We start from the raw sequence: 17,058 nt of genomic DNA, 5'->3' as shown, positions 1-17,058 counted from the left end.
GTTTATCATCAAAAGCGAACATTTACGTAAAACCTTACGTTTTCCAGTTGACCAGATGTCAAAACCGGACAGTGGCTTTTTCCGTACCTTTGTTTGTGTAAAAACAGCCCTGCCGCAACTTGTATGCTCGATTCACTGCTTACCCCTTCCATCTCAGCCACAGCCGGTTTGCCGGATCAATCCAACCCAGCCGTTCTGTACACGCCCTCGCTTACGCAGTACATTCGCCGAAAGACCATAACGGTCAACATTGGTGATGTGCCGATGGGGTCTGATTACCCAATCCGGGTACAATCCATGACTACCATCGATACGATGGATACAGCGGGTTCGGTAGAGCAGAGTATCCGGATGATTGAAGCGGGTTGCGAGTATATCCGGATTACGGCGCCCAGCGTGAAGGAAGCCCAGAATCTGGAGAACATTCGCAAAGAACTACGGGCGCGTGGCTACACCACACCCCTTGTCGCCGACATTCACTTCACCCCCAACGCGGCCGAACTGGCCGCCCGGATTGTGGAGAAAGTCCGCATCAACCCCGGCAATTACGCCGACCGCAAACGCTTCGAGTTTATCGACTATACCGACGATGCTTATGCCGCCGAGATGGAGCGTATCCGGGCCAAGTTTCTGCCGCTGGTACGCATCTGCAAAGAATACGGTACGGCCATGCGCATCGGCACCAACCATGGCTCCCTCTCCGACCGGATTCTGAGCCGCTACGGCGACACGCCGGTGGGCATGGTAGAGTCGGCGCTGGAGTTTCTGCGCATCTGCGAGGATGAGCAGTATTATAATATCGTACTGAGTATGAAGTCCAGCAACCCGCAGGTGATGGTGCAGGCCTATCGACTGCTGGTACAGCGGCTGGATCAGGAAGGCTTAAAACCCTACCCCCTGCACCTGGGCGTGACCGAAGCCGGTGAAGCTGAAGACGGACGCATAAAATCGGCCCTGGGTATTGGCACGCTGCTGGAAGATGGTATCGGTGATACCGTTCGCGTATCGCTCACGGAAGAGCCGGAACGCGAAGCGCCCGTTGCCCAGGCGCTCATCGACCGCTACACAAAGCGGACAGAAATGAGCCAGCCAATTCCGGCTATCAATACTTACCCGATTACCCCATTCCAGTACACCCGCCGAACAACTCATTCGGTTGCTAATTTCGGTGGTCAGAACGTACCGCGTGTCATTGCCGATTTCAGCCGGACGCCGGTAGTTGTTCATGACGATTTGAAGCCCATCGGGCATTTTTACCTGCCCGAACCCGACAAGTGGCGAATGAATGACCTGGGGGCTGATTACATCTACACGGGAAAACATCCGGCAGCCTTCATGTTGCCGAATGGATTGAAGCAGATTCTGGATTATGGGATCTGGCAGACGACTACTGATATACTCAATACCTTTCCGCTACTGACCGCAGCGGAATATATACAGGCCGAGACGGAGAAAATGCCCCTGCACACCCGGCTCAACTTCGTTCAGTTATCCTTACCGGAATGTTCAAAAAACCTGCTCGACAGATTTCGCGATGACCAGACCGTTGTGCTGCTTATAAAAACCGACAATGCCCACGCCATGCCGGAACTGCGCCGGTTGTTTGTTGAGTTGATTAATCAGAGCATTACAACACCCATTGCTGTGCAGCGAAGTTATTCCAACGTACCGGACGAAGATGTCCCCCTGTATGCCGCCACCGACGTGGGTGGATTGCTGATCGATGGCCTGGGCGATGGGATTATGCTGGCACAGCCGGAAAGTGGAGATCTAAAAACGCTCAACAGTCTGGCCTTTGGTATTTTACAGGCCGCCCGTACCCGCATCACCAAAACCGAATACATATCGTGTCCATCCTGCGGCCGCACGCTGTTCGACTTACAGGAAACGACGGCCCGCATCCGCCAGCGCACCGATCATCTGAAAGGGGTTAAAATTGGCATTATGGGTTGTATTGTAAATGGTCCGGGCGAAATGGCCGATGCCGATTATGGCTACGTGGGCATCGGGCGCGACAAAATTGCCCTGTACCGGGGACAACAGGTCATCAAAAAATCGGTTCCCGCCGATCGGGCTGTTGATGAATTAATTGAACTCATCCGGGAAGATGCGCGGTGGATTGAACCAGGTTTAGTGCATGAATAATAAACCGCACGGGTGCCCCATAATGACTATTAAACAATCCGGCTACACGTAAGGTAGTGTTTTTTTGCCCGCGTTCGTTACTCGTTTTTGCAGGTACATAATCCATTCTTCATTTCGTCAATCGGGGCTGCCCGCGCGGTCCGCTATACATTAATTGCTCGTGAATAGATTCTTAGATTACCTCAAAATTGGTCCTGTTTTTTCTTATTTCCTGCGCGTGTTTCGCAAGCCCGACCCGAACCACCCAACCAGTGTAAACCTGCGTATGATGCACGGAATCAATCGAATTTCGATTGTCATGTTCTTGGTCGCTATCATTATTTACACCGTCCGGCACTGCGCACGATGAATACCGAGACACTGCGCGAATACTGCATAACTAAACCCAGCGTTACCGAATCGTTTCCGTTTGGCGGTGATGCGCTGGTGTTTAAAGTGGGGGCTGCCGGAACGCCGGGCAAGATGTTCGCTTTGTTAGCTACGGAGAGCACACCGACGACAGTCAACCTGAAATGCGACCCCGAACGGGCCGTTATGCTACGGGAAGAACATTCCGCTGTAACGCCCGGTTACCACATGAACAAGACCCACTGGAACACCGTCACCCTCGACGGAAGCATTCGAATGGCCGACGTTCACGACTGGATAGACCACTCCTACGAGCTGGTTAAAAAGAGTTTACCCAGGGCCGTTCAGGCCGAACTAAACTAATGTTGCGGTTTGCAGAAGAAAGCCACTCCGCCTTAACTTAACTCAGTACCTATAGAAGCAATCATACGGAGATATGGAAATTGCGTTGTTGTGTCTGTTTTTTGGTATTTATTTAACCATCCGGTATTACATGGTCGACCATGATACCGATGCCGATAAGGATCGAAAACGGTTCAAAAAAGGCATTGATCTCTTCCAGCAATCAGATATTATTGAAGCACATACCTACTTCGACAATGTCGTACAGCAACAGCCAAAATCAGCCATTGCGTATGCCTACCGGGGCAAATGCCAGCTCGCTCAGGCAAACTATTACTCCGCCATTTACGACCTGACCGAAGCCCTGAATCGGGACAATACCCTGGCAGATTGTTATCTGGAGCGCGGCATTGCGTATTACAAGACCAACGAATTTCAGCAGGCATTCCGGGAGTTCGATAAAGCCGTTTGGCATTTCAGGGATGAGCAACCCGACGCCTACCGTTGGCGTGCCCTGGCCCGAATTGAACTCCGCCAACTCCCCCAGGCCGAAAATGACCTCCGCCGGGCCATTGCACTGGGCGATGAAAACTCCTTTCACCTGCTCCTCCAGCCACCGTTTACCCGGCCCGTTTTTCAGCGATAAAACCTGACACGCTGACAAGCAAGGCCATCACTGACCGACAGCGGCTATGCTCTGGCTTACAAACGTACTTCGTTTGCCCCGTAACCGTCTTAATTAAAGAATTCAACCGACGCATTGGTACTTCGATTGTCAAAGTAGTTCAGGATGGTCGGATAATGGTTCTGGATCGAGCGAGCCACCGTGTTGAAGGCCTTGAAACCAGCCTGGCGTACCTGCTCATGCCACTTGGCTAAACGCCCTAAGCCGTAGAGTTTGTCAGTGGTCGTCGCGAAGATAAGGATCAGTGACTTGCTCAATTCATAAGCCCGCTTCAAGGCAGGATATCGTTCAAAAAGTAAGCTGTCCCGCTGGCCTCCAGGGCTAATTGTTGAACATGAAAACGATCGGTCACTTGAATAGCCTTTGGGAAACATTTCCTGGCCATCAAAGCCATATTACTGGCCATGTCGAGGGTAATCTCACATACTTTTTTACGAAGCTTTTCGGGGATTTTTTGCAGGATGTCAATGACTATCTGGGCTTTGGCGCCTGCCATAATGGCCACAATGCTACCCTTACCGCCTTTGGCCGCTTTATTGGTCAGAATCGTATACAACTCCCCATTCCACAGACTCGTTTCATCAATAGACAGATGCGTACCCACATTTTGAGGGTAAAGCAACCAGTCTTTAGCATGCTGGCGTTGATCCCAATTTTTAAATCCATCCTGAAGGTCACCATAGTGCCGCAATAGGGTGCTGCCATCAACCCCATAAAAGCCTCCGATGGATCGGATGTTAGTGGGGTTGGTATCGACTGATATCTTTTAAAAAAGCGGCAAACTCACTGGTCATCCGCGCTCCATCCGCCACATGGGTCCAATCTGGATACACGACTTTACCGGTTTGGGTATTGAGCTACCGACGAGGCTTGATAGGGAGGAAAACCTGGTGTCCACGGAGGGGAAAATCCTGGACGGTGATCGGTGGGAAAAAGCCTTTGGAGAGTAGTTTTTTCCTTTCTAGATTGTTCTGATCCGCGTTTTTCTCTTCGATATGGACCTGAAAGATACCATCCTGACGGTCAATGGATGTCAATTCGAAATGTTCCAGGATAAAATCGGGCAACAGGAACTGGATGATAGGCAAGAAACTCTCCAAAACGAGCTAGGGGTGATCAAACTCACAAAGCTAGAAAAAGCCTATGCCCTCCACAAGTTTTTGAATTGATCCAAATACAATCCACTCCACAACTTTTAGATTTGATCCCGTGTTAGTCGAAATGAAAAAAGCACTTACCATTGCTGATAAGTGCTTGATTTTCAGTGTCGGGGTGGCAGGATTCGAACCTACGACCTCCTGCTCCCAAAGCAGGCGCGATACCGGGCTACGCTACACCCCGAAGGTTTACTCTGTACTCAGCGGAGAGAGAGGGATTCGAACCCTCGGTACCGTTACCAGTACGACAGTTTAGCAAACTGTTCCTTTCGGCCACTCAGGCATCTCTCCGAAGCCCAATCATTCCCTTCTTCCTGAACGATTGGGACACAAAGATAGAGTAATTCATCGTTTAGGTCAATAGGGAGTCCAAAAATCTTTTTGTAATCATTAATTTCGCCTTTCCGTTTTGGGATAGCTTCCCTACCAAACCAAGTCAGTCTCAGCCTGATACTTTACTGAATGAACTGGTTATATCCTTTTTCGCGTACCGAATTTATTTTCATTTTTCTTTTTATCAGCGTCTACACGCTGTACGTATGGCGTACTTTTCGGCTGGCCCGCCAGTTAAATACGTCAGCCTGGGGCGTAGTACCTAAATTTTTTCTGCGTGGAAGCTACCTTACGTTATTGATCATTGCGTTATTGGGGCCTTCCTTCGGCGAAGCGGAAAGTGAACTGGCCACTACCGGCCATGACACGTATCTGCTGGTTGACATATCCCGGTCTATGGATGCCAGCGATGTAGTGCCAACCCGTTTGGAGCGGGTAAAATACGATATTCAGCAGTTGTGCGACACGCTGCCCGCTACCCGGTTCGGATTGGTGCTGGCATCATCTGAGTCCTTCGTCTTATCGCCACTTACTGCGGATCAGGATGCCCTCAAGCAACTCATCCGCGAAGTACATACCAGCATTGTCCCAACCGGGGGAACGGACCTGTGCAGTGCTATCGAACTGGCTTATCAGAAATTACTGACCGACCCATCGACCCGCCAAAACGTCCGGTCCATCGTTCTGTTCAGTGACGGTGAAAATTTTGCCCCCTGCGAGCGTAGCGCATTAGCCCGGCTTCGCACGCAGAATATGCCCCTCATCACCGTGGGGGTCGGTACCGAAACAGGGGCATCCATTCGGAATGGACGAGATTTTATTCGCGACGATAGCCGCCAGATTGTTCGCAGCCGTCTGAACAGCGAGTTTCTAAAGAATCTTGCGCGGGATGGACGGGGGCAATATATTCAGGCCGATGTCAATGGCCGATATATAAATGAGTTAGCCGGCGTTTTACGGTCGCTGAAAGGGGGAGCCATCGACCAGCAGCGCATAGCGGTTTCGACAAATAAATACTATTATTTCCTCCTGGCTGCGCTGGGATTGCTCCTTCTCGACTTAATTGTGACTATCCGAACCTTTCGGTTATGAGTTGGTCTCAATGTTTCGTCTTATTTTTGACCACCCATTGGTTATGCTATTATGATGTACTTAGTCATTGCGGCCTGGCTTTGGTTGAATAATTTACTCGCACAAAATCAGGTTTCGCAGAATAATCAGGCTCGCCAGGATGCACAGGCCGCCTATCAGGCCGGTCAGTATCAGCGTGCCCTGGAATTATATGCCTATCTGAGCAAGCGAACAACAACGATTGATCCAGCCGTGCGGTTAAATCTTGGCCATACCTATTTTAATCTGAAGCGGTATGCAAAAGCAAGACCCCAGTATGAAACACTGCTCCAGTCCGACCGGGCCGACCTTCGTACAGCAGCCGCGACACAATTGGGCGTAATGGCCTGCCTGGAAGGTGACAGCGCAAAAGCACTGGTCCTGTTTGAAAAAGCACTGCTCGAAAATTCCAATAATGAACCGGCCCGGTATAATTTTGAACTGGTAAAAACCCGTTACTCCGGCAAACCTCCGGCTACTCAGAAACGTCCGCAGGATGCTGGTCAGAAACCGCAACCCATTACGAAACCAAAACCTTCAGGCGGGCAACAGGTTGAACGGTCAGACCGGCAGGATGAGCTATTGCGTCGTTTTCAGCGGCTTAACCTGAATGAAGCCCAAGCCATGCAACTGCTCGATGCCATGCGGGGTGATGACCTGCCTTATGCATTGACGCGGGCAGCCCGCCGAACGGGAACAAAACCCAAAGAAAACACGAATCGGTGGTAATTCGGTTTGCGGTTTACGGTTGGCTGACGCATCAACAGCTTTTACGCGTCAGCCAACCGAATACCTCAGACTGAATACCCTAAATACAAAGAACATGAACGAAGTTGTTATTATTACCGCTGTTCGCACACCCATTGGCAGTTTTGGCGGTGTATTCTCCACGCTGTCGGCCATTGACCTGGGAGCGGCAGCCATAAAAGGGGCTTTGGCCCGAGCCGGTATCCAGCCCGAACAGGTACAGGAAGTGTACATGGGTAATGTCGTGTCGGCTAACCTGGGGCAGGCTCCAGCCAAACAGGCCGCCCTGAAAGCGGGTTTACCGGCAACCATTCCGTGTACGACCATCAATAAAGTTTGTGCATCGGGCACGAAAGCCATTATGCTGGCGGCTCAGGCCATTCAGCTTGGGCAGGCCGATATTGTTGTGGCGGGTGGTATGGAAAGCATGTCGAATATCCCCTATTACGTACCAAAAGCACGTTTTGGCTATAAATACGGAAACGCGGAACTGGTAGACGGGCTGGCCCGCGATGGGCTGGTCGATGTGTATGACGAGTGCGCGATGGGTCTGTTTGCCGATAAGACGGCCCAGAAATATACGATCAGCCGCGAAGAGCAGGATGCCTATACGATTCAATCCTACCAGCGGTCGGAAGCCAGTACGAAAAATGGTCAGTTTGGTGCCGAAATCGTACCGGTCGATGTGGTTGGGCGCAAGGGCACCGTGACCGTTGGGGAAGATGAAGAATATAAAAATGTTATCTACGATAAAATCCCAACCCTGAAAGCCGCTTTCTCGACGGATGGTACGGTAACAGCGGCCAGCTCCTCCCCCATCAGCGATGGCGCGTCGGCAGTGGTGGTTATGAGCCGACGGAAAGCGGACGAACTGGGATTAAACCCACTGGTCCGGATTCTGGCCTACGCCGATGCCGAGCAGGAACCCCAGTGGTTTACCACCGCTCCCACGAAAGCAGTTCCCCTGGCGATTGAACGGGCCGGATTGACCATCGATGACATCGACTTTTTTGAAATAAACGAAGCCTTTGCCGTTGTACCACTGGCGTTCAGCAAAGTGTTGAACGTACCCCAGGAGAAAATGAACGTACTGGGCGGAGCCGTTTCTATTGGCCATCCACTGGGCGCATCGGGTGCCCGCATTTTCACGACGCTTACCAATGTGCTGCAACAGACCGGCGGCCGCTATGGGGCAGTAGGTATCTGCAACGGGGGCGGTGGAGCATCGGCTATTATTATTGAGAAATTGTAATTTGGTTTATCGTTCAGAGTTTTTGGTTATGCCGGTTCGCCGGTTCGATTGGCTGATGACGACGTAGTTACACACCAGCCAGTCGTAAACCATAAACCACAAACCATAAACCGTAAACCCATTCTGATGAACGCCATCCAGGAAACCAATTTTAATTTCCCCGGTCAAACGGGCTTTTACCGCGGCAAAGTGCGGGATGTATACTCTTTTTCTGATCAGAGCAATGGCCCGAAACTGGTGATGGTTGCCTCTGACCGTATCTCAGCGTTCGATGTAGTGCTACCCCGGCCCATTCCATTCAAAGGACAGGTCCTGAACCAGACAGCCGCCTATTTTTTACGGGCCACGGCCGACATCGTCCCCAACTGGCTTCTCGATGTGCCGGACCCTAACGTGAGTATCGGCCTGAAATGTGAGCCGTATGCCGTAGAGATGGTTGTTCGGGGATATCTGGCAGGACATGCCTGGCGGCAGTATCGGGATGGCCACCGGATACTGTGCGGGGTATCCCTGCCCGATGGATTGCGGGAGAATGACCGCCTGCCAACACCCATTATTACCCCTTCGACCAAAGCCTACGAAGGGCACGATGAAGACATTAGTCGGGAAGAAATCCTGAAACAGGGTATCGTTTCGGAACAGGAATATGTCCAGTTAGAACGGTACGCCTTGGCCCTTTTTGCGCGGGGAACGGACATGGCGGCCGGGCAGGGACTCATTCTGGTCGATACCAAATATGAGTTTGGGAGTCTGAATGGCACGGTTTATTTGATCGACGAAGTACATACACCCGATTCTTCCCGGTATTTTTACGCCGATGTGTACGAGCAGAACCAGAACGCCGGACAGCAGCAGAAGCAGTTGTCCAAAGAGTTCGTTCGGGAATGGCTCATTGCCAACGGCTTTCAGGGAAAAACCGGTCAGTCTGTTCCGGCCATGTCGGACGAGTGGGTAAACCAGATAACAACCCGGTACATTGAACTGTTTGAAACCGTGACGGGGCAGTCTTTCCGGGCCGACATGGTTGCCGACCCGCTCGTACGAATCGAAAAAAACATTCTACAGGTACTAAAAAACTAAATTCGAGTGATTATCCGGCAGCGCATTGCTCCGTTGCCCGGTAGTCAGTCAATCATTAAAAATTGACAGATTATGAATTACACAATCGAAAAAAACGAACAGTTTGCCCTGCTTCGCTTAACAGAAAGTGCCTTTTCGGACGAAGTTCCTATTGAATTTGAGACGGTTAGCCGCGTTTTGTTTCGGGAAGGGTATAGTAATATCATTATTGATATGGACCCGGTTCAATCCGTGGATCAGGGAGGAGTAACTACCCTGCGTAAAACAAGCCGACAGTGTACCAACGAGAATGGCCTGTTCATTGCAGTGACCAAAAACGACGACCTGATTGAGTTCCTGGACAAATCCAATCTGAGCGAACTGACCATTATGCCCACCGTAGAGGAAGCCATCGATGCTGTGTTCATGAATGAACTGGAAAATGACTTCCGCAGCGAAGAAGATGACGAATATGATCTTGGGGGCAGTGTCGAAAATTAACCTGACCAGCCATCCCGACCAGCATCTGTGAGTATAGCTAAATCAGACCATCCGCATCCGAAGCGTTCGCCCTTCACCCTGACCATTCTGGGAGCGGGTTCGTCTACGCCCACACTCCGGCTTCACCAGACCGCTCAGCTGGTAACCATCGGCAACGATTATGTACTGATCGATTGCGGTGAGGGTACTCAGTTCCGGTTGATTGAGCAACGCATCCGGCCCGGCCGATTACGGTATATTTTTATCAGTCACCTGCACGGCGACCATTACTTTGGTCTGGCTCCCCTGCTGTCGACGCTGAACATGGCCGGGCGGACGGAAGATTTGTACCTGTTCGGGCCGCGTGGTCTGGACGAGGTCCTGACCACTATTTTTCGTGTATCGAACTCCCGACTGGGCTATAAGCTACATTTTCAGGCTGTTGACCCCGACAAGACGGTATTTTTACTCGATCATCCGCTCATGAGCGTGCAGTCCATCCCCCTTGAGCACCGGGTTGACTGTACGGGCTACCTCTTTCGGGAAAAACCGGGCAAGCCCCACCTGCTGCGGGATAAGTTGCCCGCCGATATTCCGGTAGCCTACCTCAAACAGCTAAAAGAAGGGGAGGATATTCTGGATGCGGACGGGTCTGTTCGCTACGCCGTTGCTGACTATACAGAACCGGCACCCCCTCCCCGCTCCTACGCGTATTGCTCCGATACCCGGTATTCCGATGCGATAATACCACAGCTACAGAGTGTTGATGTACTGTATCATGAGGCCACCTTTCTGGAAGATAATCAGGCACGAGCGGCTGAAGTTTTTCACTCTACCGCTCGTCAGGCGGCTACGATTGCCGAAAAAGCGGGTGTCGGTCAGTTGCTGATCGGGCATTTTTCGTCCCGATATAAAGAGTTCGAGCCATTTCTAAGCGAGGCCCGAGCTGTTTTCCCGGAAACGTATCTGGCCACGGAAGGGCAAACGATTGATATCTGAGCCCTGGCTGGTTTGATCGGTGGAATACGCAGCTATCGCTCCTTTCGAGGCAGAAAGTAACGGCATCGGATGATTCTGTTTATATTTAACCCGGAAACTTTCTTTACTTAGTACATGCTGGCTTTTCGCCTGGGATTTTTAGACATCGGCTGGCTCGACCTGTTCGATATTGGGTTGGTAGCCCTGCTTATCTACCAAATCTATAACCTCGTTCGGGGCAGTGTTGCCAGTCGGGTATTTATCGGGTACCTGCTGGTTTATCTGGCCTATCTATTGGTTAAAGCCCTGGGTCTTAATCTGATGACTACTCTCCTGGAGTATTTCATCAGCGTTGGCGCATTGGCCCTGATTATCATCTTTCAGCATGAAATCCGGCGTTTTTTGTTGCTCATTGGCAAGTCGACGAACCTCACCAATAGTCGTCTGCTACGGCAGTGGCTGTTCCGTGATGTCAATAGAACCGATGCAAATACCCCGCTGAAACCCATTATGGAAACCTGCAAAGCGTTGAGCGGTGAATTTTCGGGGGGGCTGCTGGTGCTTCAGAAAAACGATGACCTGGAAAAGTTTGCCGAATCGGGCGAGATAATCGATGCCGATGTATCCAAACCGCTATTGCTGGCTATTTTCAGTCAGTACAGTCCCCTGCACGACGGGGCTGTTATCATCAGCGAAGGTCGTTTGCGGGCGGCCCGCTGCATTTTGCCCGTATCGGATGATGATGAGTTGCCACCTTCGCTGGGGTTTCGCCACCGGGCGGCACTGGGGATGAGTGAAGCAACGGACGCAGCCGTTATTGCGGTTTCGGAAGAAAGCGGCCGGTTGTCCCTGGCCATCAACGGCGACTTGTTTATCAACCTGAGTCAGGCTGAACTGGAAAATCGACTGGAAAGCTATTTACGAAAATCCGCCAAGTGATCAGGTGTATTCAGTAAACGACTTACGCAGGTCCTGCCATAAAAAAGGGAGTGATCGATCACCCCCTTTTTTGTAGAAACGGTTTCTTAGTATTCCAGCATTCTGGGCAGGAGCTTTGCCTGTTCCACAAAATCACCAATCTGCTCTACGGAGGGTGGTCGCTGGGTAAACTGCCGGACGCTGTTAATTTCAATCAGTTTGGCATGCAGGTTTTTAGCGGATCGCTGCGCCAGTTCCTTCACGGTATCAACGCCTGCTTCTTCCATCAGATCGCTGTATACCCGGCCAATTCCCTTTATGCGGGCTAGATCGGCCCGGTTAGCCAATTCCAGGATAACAGCGCCATCAACGCCGGAACTGGCAGCCAGTTCTTTACGGTCTTTAGGGGTTTTAGTCGCTTCGAGCAGCGAATCACTATCACTGATGCCCTGAGCCTTCAGGGCATTCTGTACGGCATCGGTTATGCCCCGTAGTTCTCCTAATGTAAGGCTCATATAAAAATAAAATGATGGGTTGGATAAGACAAAGCCCGACCTTCAAGCTTTTAAACATATACACGTTAACGAACAAGGTACTTCCTTCGGGTATCATTCAAAAGAAATTTCTTTTGAACGGTAAAGCTTTCGGGATGCATCTGGGCAAATTCGCGTTGCCACTCACTGAATCGTTCGGGTTCTGCCTGCTGAAACCTGTCGGCATCAATTTTTTTCTGGGCTAAGTAGTCGTCAAATGTCATAAGGTAGCCTGGCTCTCTCCCGGCAGAATCGGCTGATCAAAGCGATCTGTCCGGGGGTATGTACGGAGCAAAGGTAACCAAAAGCACCCGGCGGCCGACTGTTGTAATCAGCCAATACAACCGTATGTTTGCAGAACGACTACTACAGTAAGTCCTGCTCACTACGCTTATGAACCGTTTTTTTCTGCTTCTGTTTACGCTCACGACTATGACGGCTACCGCTCAGGAGTTCAAGGCGTTCAAGGTAAACCTGTCTGGCGGCTACGCGCTCCCCATCGGCCGGGGGGCATCGGGCGGGCTGCTGTTGTCGGTGGAGCCTAAGTACGGACTTAGTGACCGGATTGACCTGGGACTACGGTACGAACTGGGCCTGATTATTAAAGCCTATACGCTGAATAATGAGCAGGGTGAAACAACCCTAAAAGGGGCAAGCTCTTACCTGATTACCGGAAACTACCTGCTGTCGGATACTGATTTCCGGCCTTTTATTGGGGCTGGGGCTGGGGTGTTCAGCATTCTTAGTGTCAATCTTTCAGACAATGGGGGTTCTGTAAATGGTGGGATATCCGGTGGTACCAAATTTGGTGCTATGGTGCGGGCTGGTTTCAAAGCGCGCCACTTTGTGCTGGGAGCCGAGTATAATCTGGTGCCCAAAACCAGGGGAATCGTGGTTGGTCAGTCAGGGGCTAATCTGAACTACGAGAGTTCAAACGCTTATTTTAGCCTTAAACTGGGGCTGGATATTGGTGGAGGGCGGTACGAATGACAGCCATAGGCTAGAACCATACCGCGATGCGCGGCTACACTCCTTACTGCGTTACTCTTTGGGGAGAATAAGCGGGTGAAACCGAAGGCCTTTTACCCGACTGAACTCCAGTGACGGTGCCGGAATCTTGAAAAACTGAACTGTCCCAATGAATCGCTGTAACGAAGGAGAAAACGTACCGATGCGGGATAAATCGGCATCGGGCGAGATAAAAAACTGCCGGTAGCGCGTAAACTTCACCTCCTTTCCATCCGCATCGAACACCACCGGATTATCATGGCCACCAATCATGCCGCTGCCACTGTACCCTACATCCAGATTCAGCCAGCGCGGAAAACGCTCCCCTACCGGCAGTACCGATGCCAGGTTGACCGATAGCCAGTACTGCTGCCCGTTGTAGTCTTTAAGCATCTGCTGTCCGGTGGTTTTACCCAGTAAGTTTGGGCGGTAGGGCGGAAAAATCGTTTTCCGGAACCCATATTTCATGCTTACCACCTGCTGTCCGGTGCCGTATTGCTGCCCCACAAAGAGAGCCGTACCGGCAACATTGGCCAGCATATCACCTTTCGAAAACCCCCACCCGTCAGCATGGCCGTCATACACTTCCAGCGTCGTCTGAAACAGCAGGGCCAGCAAACCACCCGTCAGGATACTGGCGCGTTCGTCAACACCACTCCAGCGCATGAGTTCATACCCACCCCGACTCATACAATAAGCCGTAGCCACGTGACCCACTTTGTCCATCTGGAGCCACTCCCGGTTATCGTTGAAGGTGTGAAAGGGCACCCGTTTCTTGTACCATTGCTTCTTGAGCAAGAGCAGCGTAATCGTATAAAATGCCGCCGTACTCACTACCACGCCAATAAAGCGACCTTTGTTAATACCCGTCGGGTCGGGGCTAGTGGGTATACCGGGCATCGGTTGCGCCCGCACGGACTGACTCAGTAGCAACCCGGTTAATACAAGGAGGACAACCGCCCGAAGTGGGATTTTCATGCGCCAAAAGTACCGTAAAATCACCGAAACCGCACTCGTCGTCCTGCTTTCGGCACCAACAGGCCGCTAATTTTAGGTTAGCGCAACAGTCTTCCCTGTCTCATCCCCCATTTCCGGCAGTACACGTTGTACCCCGGTAAACAGTAATTTCACGTACGGCTAACCGTCCGTACGGAGTTGACCGCGTAACTTGCGGGTCAATACGCTGCATAACAGTCATGAACGAACAGTCTTCCCCTCCGCTTACCCGCGCCCAGGAATCGCGCGCGGCCATCGAACGGCTCTACATTACCATGCGCCACTTGTTTAACCGGGGATTTTACAAACCATCGGGCGTATCGGGCGAAGAGATTCGCCGGGCGCTGCTCACGCTGCAACCAGAAATCTATGGCTTCGTAGGCGACCCGCAACGCGTAGAACTGGACGGACTGGTATACGTAATGGATCGCTTGCCGAAGGGTATCGAAGCCTGCCGGGTCGTTACGCTGGCTTCCCGCGAGGGTTTCGAGCATGCCCATTTCCCGGTGCTGGTACCCGCCAAACGCCGTCGCAACTGCTACCGCATCGACCAGGACCAGATGGTGATTGAAGTGACCAATGGCCGCAGCGAAATCTATGACATCCTGACTCACCTGACGTTTATGTTCATGGAAGCCGACAAAATCCGGCGGAACGCGTTCCAGGAACGGGGCAGCAAATCGAGGGAGTGGGAGAAGCTCGAAACCATCATCCGGTCGGGGGGCACCGTTACCGACGATGAGCGCGAACTCGCCCTGACCTACCTTAGTTCGATTCTGGGCCGCACCTTTGAAGAAACGCAGCGGGCTTACCTTCGTTTTGAGGAAACGGGTAATACCAATAATGGCCTGTTTCAGATCGTCCATAGCCTGGGTAGCGTGTCCATCAGCGAGGTACGCGAAAAGAACCTCGACCGCGAAATCAATTTTACGCCCATGCTCCGCGAACGCGTTGGTCAGCACCTGTACGGCGAACGCTGGGCCACGCGCATCAAGGCCTACATCTGGGCAAACGGGTTGCAGGACCGGCCGCTGCATATCATCAGTGCCAATCCGCACAGCGTGATGAACTGCCTCTATGCTCCGGCGGCTCTGGCTGATGCCACCACCTGGGATGACCTGTACGACCTGGCCATGACTCTGAGTATGTCGGCCAAACGCGACCTTCGGAAGCGGGTTGTCAGTTACGCCGTCGAACATGGGATGCATGTACTGGAAGATACCGCTGGTACCAGTTTGCAGGTGCAGCTAATCGACCTGGCGCAGTGCGACATGACGACTTTGTCGACTGAACTCAGGGCTGACCCGGACTATGTTCGAGCCACCCAGCCATTACTACTCGTGATGGACTACGCCTTCGGCGAACAGGCGTTCGAAACAATGGACGAACTGCTGAAACCCTACGAAATAAATGATGAACCATTCCCACTTAGGGTGGCCTCCATCACGATTATGGGCAAAGCGGGCATTCTGACCGGCGACAAAGGCGACCTGATGATTCCGACATCACACATTTTTGAAGGCACCGCCGACAACTATCCGCTGGACAATGATTTCCGAAAGGAAGATTTCGAGGGGCACGGACTGGCGGTGTTCGAAGGAGCGATGATTACGGTGCTGGGGACCTCCTTGCAGAACCGGGATATCCTGAGCTACTTCTGCAAGTCATCCTGGAAAGCCATTGGCCTGGAAATGGAAGGAGCACATTACCAGAAAGCGATTCAGGCCCACCTGCAAATCCGTCACAGTGTACCCGCCGATGTAAAAGTCCGCTACGCCTACTACGCGTCGGATAACCCCATGCTCACGGGTGCCACCCTGGCATCGGGCAGTTTGGGTACGCTGGGCGTCAAACCAACGTACCTGATTACCATGAAGTGGCTGGAGAAAGTGCTGCGGGCGGGTTAACAGACGAACGAACGAGATTAACTGGCTACGTAATCGTCGTAAACCGCTCATATACCGTAGTGATTATTACATCGGTTACGCCCGCGCTGGTGTATACCCTGCGCTTGTTAACGGTTTTTAACTGACCATTGTCCTGTACGGTCACTGATTCGGGCCGTATCCAGCGAAACGGATTTCCATTATCATCCGGAATGACCGTAATCTGTTTGTGGTCGGAGGAGAACGAGAATTTACGCAGTGTACTCTGAAACTCATAGTCGACCACGTAATTCGGATTGTAGGCAATCTTTTCGTTATTATCCCAAACTTTTCCCGGTCCGGTTCGAATGAACTGTTCTGGCCACCACTGTACAAAAAAGTACTCCGGTGTTTTGGGGTAGTTGGCAGGCGTATACGCCGGATTATACAGGGAGGGGTCAGTAATACGAAGTTCGACGTTGTACTTGGTCTGGTTATCCAGGGCTAAATCCGGTATCTCCTGAAGCATATTGGTCGAGGCTACTCCGTCCTGATTGACATCAATAGCCACATCGCTCAGGGAGCTTACTATCTTATACTTCCCCTGGAACTGCACGCGGAGCATGTCAGCTTCTTTGTCCGTTGTCGGACTCACAACCGTGTTTAGCACAGACTCTTTCTGGGAGCACCCTGTTACTCCAGCCAGTCCTATCAGGGCCAGCATAAATAATTGTTTCATACGGATGTTGAGTTTGTACGTATTAAAAAGTTTCGCTCGGCAAATTACTACGTTGACACATATGAATGGTTCATAAGTCTTATTAAGTTAATGTTAACGCGAACTATGGGATTGTGAAATTCTTAAAACCGGCGTTTAAAGGGCATATGAGCCGAAATTGGTAGTTTTGGGTGCTAACCAAACAAAACTAACCAGCCCCGAACTCACATGCTGACCGAAATTTACTGCGATGTCGATGACTTTTGCAAAGCACAACGCTCAATCATTGCTAAAGCTCTTCACCACTGTGGTGCTTACAAGAAGAATCATCCCAGTCAACTCACTCTTAGTGAGGTGATGACAATTCTGATTTATTATCATCTA

At 51.4% G+C, this 17,058-nt stretch carries 21 protein-coding genes, 2 tRNA genes and 1 pseudogene; 15 read left to right on the top strand and 9 right to left on the bottom strand.

Annotated features, from left to right (window positions below; translation table 11 throughout):
* Nucleotides 1–123 precede the first annotated feature (123 nt).
* The 4 genes from ispG to B157_RS0129825 all read left to right on the top strand — a co-directional run bounded on the left by ispG (nt 124) and on the right by B157_RS0129825 (nt 3,481).
* A complete protein-coding gene (gene ispG / locus B157_RS0129835; protein WP_020606970.1) occupies nt 124–2,145 on the top strand; it encodes a (E)-4-hydroxy-3-methylbut-2-enyl-diphosphate synthase in 2,022 nt (673 codons plus the stop codon).
* A gap of 160 nt (nt 2,146–2,305) precedes the next feature.
* Nucleotides 2,306–2,494: a DUF6728 family protein gene (locus B157_RS37805; protein ID WP_084761888.1), complete on the top strand. Its 189-nt coding sequence runs from the start codon at nt 2,306–2,308 to the stop codon at nt 2,492–2,494.
* Nucleotides 2,491–2,856 (top strand): MmcQ/YjbR family DNA-binding protein, encoded by a 366-nt coding sequence (locus B157_RS0129830; RefSeq protein ID WP_020606969.1) that lies wholly within the window; start codon nt 2,491–2,493, stop codon nt 2,854–2,856. Before B157_RS37805 ends, B157_RS0129830 begins: the two co-directional genes overlap by 4 nt.
* Nucleotides 2,857–2,929: 73 nt before the next feature.
* Nucleotides 2,930–3,481 carry a tetratricopeptide repeat protein gene (locus B157_RS0129825; RefSeq protein ID WP_020606968.1) on the top strand — a complete coding sequence of 184 codons (552 nt, stop codon included), beginning with the start codon at nt 2,930–2,932 and terminating at the stop codon, nt 3,479–3,481.
* Nucleotides 3,482–3,570: 89 nt separating this feature from the next.
* Here B157_RS0129825 and B157_RS40185 read toward each other — a convergent pair whose 3' ends face one another.
* The 3 genes from B157_RS40185 to B157_RS40655 form a co-directional block, all read right to left on the bottom strand.
* The gene (locus B157_RS40185; protein WP_281168519.1) at nt 3,571–3,777 is read right to left on the bottom strand and encodes a transposase; all 207 of its coding nucleotides are present in this window, start codon (nt 3,775–3,777) and stop codon (nt 3,571–3,573) included.
* Between the two features lie 14 nt (nt 3,778–3,791).
* Complete coding sequence (locus tag B157_RS40180; RefSeq protein WP_281168518.1) at nt 3,792–4,124, bottom strand: transposase; 333 nt, start codon at nt 4,122–4,124, stop codon at nt 3,792–3,794.
* A gap of 253 nt (nt 4,125–4,377) precedes the next feature.
* A complete protein-coding gene (locus B157_RS40655; RefSeq protein ID WP_425423218.1) occupies nt 4,378–4,557 on the bottom strand; it encodes an ISAon1 family transposase N-terminal region protein in 180 nt (59 codons plus the stop codon).
* Here B157_RS40655 and B157_RS38650 point away from each other — a divergent pair.
* On the top strand, nt 4,516–4,689 hold the full coding sequence (locus tag B157_RS38650; protein WP_020606966.1) for a hypothetical protein: 174 nt from the start codon (nt 4,516–4,518) through the stop codon (nt 4,687–4,689). The two genes, B157_RS40655 and B157_RS38650, sit on opposite strands and share 42 nt — an antisense overlap.
* A gap of 98 nt (nt 4,690–4,787) precedes the next feature.
* Here B157_RS38650 and B157_RS0129800 read toward each other — a convergent pair.
* Together B157_RS0129800 and B157_RS0129795 are read right to left on the bottom strand one after the other, a co-directional pair.
* Nucleotides 4,788–4,861 (bottom strand) — tRNA-Pro (locus B157_RS0129800).
* A gap of 20 nt (nt 4,862–4,881) precedes the next feature.
* A tRNA-Ser gene (locus B157_RS0129795) sits at nt 4,882–4,968 on the bottom strand.
* A 171-nt stretch (nt 4,969–5,139) separates the two neighbouring features.
* On the opposite strand from B157_RS0129795, the gene B157_RS0129790 reads away from it, so the two are divergent.
* The 7 genes from B157_RS0129790 (at nt 5,140) to cdaA (ending at nt 11,575) form a co-directional block, all read left to right on the top strand.
* Entirely contained in the window at nt 5,140–6,102 is a 963-nt protein-coding gene (locus B157_RS0129790; protein ID WP_020606965.1) for a vWA domain-containing protein, read from the top strand.
* Nucleotides 6,103–6,153: 51 nt separating this feature from the next.
* Nucleotides 6,154–6,849 carry a tetratricopeptide repeat protein gene (locus B157_RS0129785; RefSeq protein WP_026309064.1) on the top strand — a complete coding sequence of 232 codons (696 nt, stop codon included), beginning with the start codon at nt 6,154–6,156 and terminating at the stop codon, nt 6,847–6,849.
* Between the two features lie 94 nt (nt 6,850–6,943).
* On the top strand, nt 6,944–8,119 hold the full coding sequence (locus tag B157_RS0129780; RefSeq protein WP_026309063.1) for a thiolase family protein: 1,176 nt from the start codon (nt 6,944–6,946) through the stop codon (nt 8,117–8,119).
* Between the two features lie 126 nt (nt 8,120–8,245).
* A complete protein-coding gene (locus B157_RS0129775; protein WP_020606962.1) occupies nt 8,246–9,199 on the top strand; it encodes a phosphoribosylaminoimidazolesuccinocarboxamide synthase in 954 nt (317 codons plus the stop codon).
* A gap of 72 nt (nt 9,200–9,271) precedes the next feature.
* Nucleotides 9,272–9,679, top strand: a complete 408-nt coding sequence (locus tag B157_RS0129770; RefSeq protein WP_020606961.1) for an STAS domain-containing protein — start codon at nt 9,272–9,274, stop codon at nt 9,677–9,679.
* Nucleotides 9,680–9,706: 27 nt separating this feature from the next.
* The gene (locus B157_RS0129765) at nt 9,707–10,657 is read left to right on the top strand and encodes a ribonuclease Z (RefSeq protein ID WP_020606960.1); all 951 of its coding nucleotides are present in this window, start codon (nt 9,707–9,709) and stop codon (nt 10,655–10,657) included.
* 114 nt (nt 10,658–10,771) lie between these two features.
* Nucleotides 10,772–11,575 (top strand): diadenylate cyclase CdaA, encoded by an 804-nt coding sequence (gene cdaA, locus B157_RS0129760; RefSeq protein ID WP_020606959.1) that lies wholly within the window; start codon nt 10,772–10,774, stop codon nt 11,573–11,575.
* An 86-nt stretch (nt 11,576–11,661) separates the two neighbouring features.
* Here cdaA and B157_RS0129755 read toward each other — a convergent pair whose 3' ends face one another.
* Nucleotides 11,662–12,069: a DUF4332 domain-containing protein gene (locus B157_RS0129755; protein ID WP_020606958.1), complete on the bottom strand. Its 408-nt coding sequence runs from the start codon at nt 12,067–12,069 to the stop codon at nt 11,662–11,664.
* A gap of 65 nt (nt 12,070–12,134) precedes the next feature.
* Nucleotides 12,135–12,311, bottom strand: coding sequence for a hypothetical protein (locus tag B157_RS39160; RefSeq protein WP_020606957.1), 177 nt, complete (start codon nt 12,309–12,311; stop codon nt 12,135–12,137).
* A 169-nt stretch (nt 12,312–12,480) separates the two neighbouring features.
* Here B157_RS39160 and B157_RS0129745 point away from each other — a divergent pair, with 169 nt between their 5' ends.
* On the top strand, nt 12,481–13,077 hold the full coding sequence (locus B157_RS0129745) for a hypothetical protein (RefSeq protein WP_020606956.1): 597 nt from the start codon (nt 12,481–12,483) through the stop codon (nt 13,075–13,077).
* 51 nt (nt 13,078–13,128) lie between these two features.
* On the opposite strand, the gene B157_RS0129740 is transcribed toward B157_RS0129745, so the two are convergent.
* Entirely contained in the window at nt 13,129–14,073 is a 945-nt protein-coding gene (locus tag B157_RS0129740; RefSeq protein WP_052647030.1) for a DUF2279 domain-containing protein, read from the bottom strand.
* A 218-nt stretch (nt 14,074–14,291) separates the two neighbouring features.
* Here B157_RS0129740 and B157_RS0129735 point away from each other — a divergent pair, with 218 nt between their 5' ends.
* The gene (locus B157_RS0129735; protein WP_020606954.1) at nt 14,292–15,998 is read left to right on the top strand and encodes a DUF6909 family protein; all 1,707 of its coding nucleotides are present in this window, start codon (nt 14,292–14,294) and stop codon (nt 15,996–15,998) included.
* A 25-nt stretch (nt 15,999–16,023) separates the two neighbouring features.
* Here the strand turns inward: B157_RS0129735 and B157_RS0129730 are convergent, their stop codons facing one another.
* Complete coding sequence (locus B157_RS0129730) at nt 16,024–16,695, bottom strand: hypothetical protein (protein WP_020606953.1); 672 nt, start codon at nt 16,693–16,695, stop codon at nt 16,024–16,026.
* Nucleotides 16,696–16,902: 207 nt separating this feature from the next.
* On the opposite strand from B157_RS0129730, the pseudogene B157_RS40650 reads away from it, so the two are divergent.
* Nucleotides 16,903–17,058 (top strand): annotated as a pseudogene (locus tag B157_RS40650) (IS982 family transposase); the annotation flags it as partial.

The sequence above is a fragment of the Spirosoma spitsbergense DSM 19989 genome (assembly GCF_000374085.1).
Classification (GTDB): Bacteria; Bacteroidota; Bacteroidia; order Cytophagales; family Spirosomataceae; genus Spirosoma; species Spirosoma spitsbergense.
Note: the sequence above shows the minus strand (reverse complement) of the source record. Positions and strands in the feature narration are given on the sequence as shown.

Excerpts from the sequence above, each read along its gene's own strand:
- B157_RS38650 (WP_020606966.1), top strand. The coding sequence starts at position 4,516 with ATGGACCTGAAAGATACCATCCTGACGGTCAATGGATGTCAATTCGAA.
- B157_RS0129745 (WP_020606956.1), top strand. The coding sequence starts at position 12,481 with ATGAACCGTTTTTTTCTGCTTCTGTTTACGCTCACGACTATGACGGCT.
- cdaA (WP_020606959.1), top strand. The coding sequence starts at position 10,772 with ATGCTGGCTTTTCGCCTGGGATTTTTAGACATCGGCTGGCTCGACCTG.
- ispG (WP_020606970.1), top strand. The coding sequence starts at position 124 with ATGCTCGATTCACTGCTTACCCCTTCCATCTCAGCCACAGCCGGTTTG.
- B157_RS0129785 (WP_026309064.1), top strand. The coding sequence starts at position 6,154 with ATGATGTACTTAGTCATTGCGGCCTGGCTTTGGTTGAATAATTTACTC.
- B157_RS0129825 (WP_020606968.1), top strand. The coding sequence starts at position 2,930 with ATGGAAATTGCGTTGTTGTGTCTGTTTTTTGGTATTTATTTAACCATC.
- B157_RS0129790 (WP_020606965.1), top strand. The coding sequence starts at position 5,140 with ATGAACTGGTTATATCCTTTTTCGCGTACCGAATTTATTTTCATTTTT.
- B157_RS0129735 (WP_020606954.1), top strand. The coding sequence starts at position 14,292 with ATGAACGAACAGTCTTCCCCTCCGCTTACCCGCGCCCAGGAATCGCGC.
- B157_RS0129740 (WP_052647030.1), bottom strand. The coding sequence starts at position 14,073 with ATGAAAATCCCACTTCGGGCGGTTGTCCTCCTTGTATTAACCGGGTTG.
- B157_RS0129730 (WP_020606953.1), bottom strand. The coding sequence starts at position 16,695 with ATGAAACAATTATTTATGCTGGCCCTGATAGGACTGGCTGGAGTAACA.
- B157_RS0129830 (WP_020606969.1), top strand. The coding sequence starts at position 2,491 with ATGAATACCGAGACACTGCGCGAATACTGCATAACTAAACCCAGCGTT.
- B157_RS39160 (WP_020606957.1), bottom strand. The coding sequence starts at position 12,311 with ATGACATTTGACGACTACTTAGCCCAGAAAAAAATTGATGCCGACAGG.
- B157_RS0129755 (WP_020606958.1), bottom strand. The coding sequence starts at position 12,069 with ATGAGCCTTACATTAGGAGAACTACGGGGCATAACCGATGCCGTACAG.
- B157_RS0129770 (WP_020606961.1), top strand. The coding sequence starts at position 9,272 with ATGAATTACACAATCGAAAAAAACGAACAGTTTGCCCTGCTTCGCTTA.
- B157_RS0129775 (WP_020606962.1), top strand. The coding sequence starts at position 8,246 with ATGAACGCCATCCAGGAAACCAATTTTAATTTCCCCGGTCAAACGGGC.
- B157_RS0129780 (WP_026309063.1), top strand. The coding sequence starts at position 6,944 with ATGAACGAAGTTGTTATTATTACCGCTGTTCGCACACCCATTGGCAGT.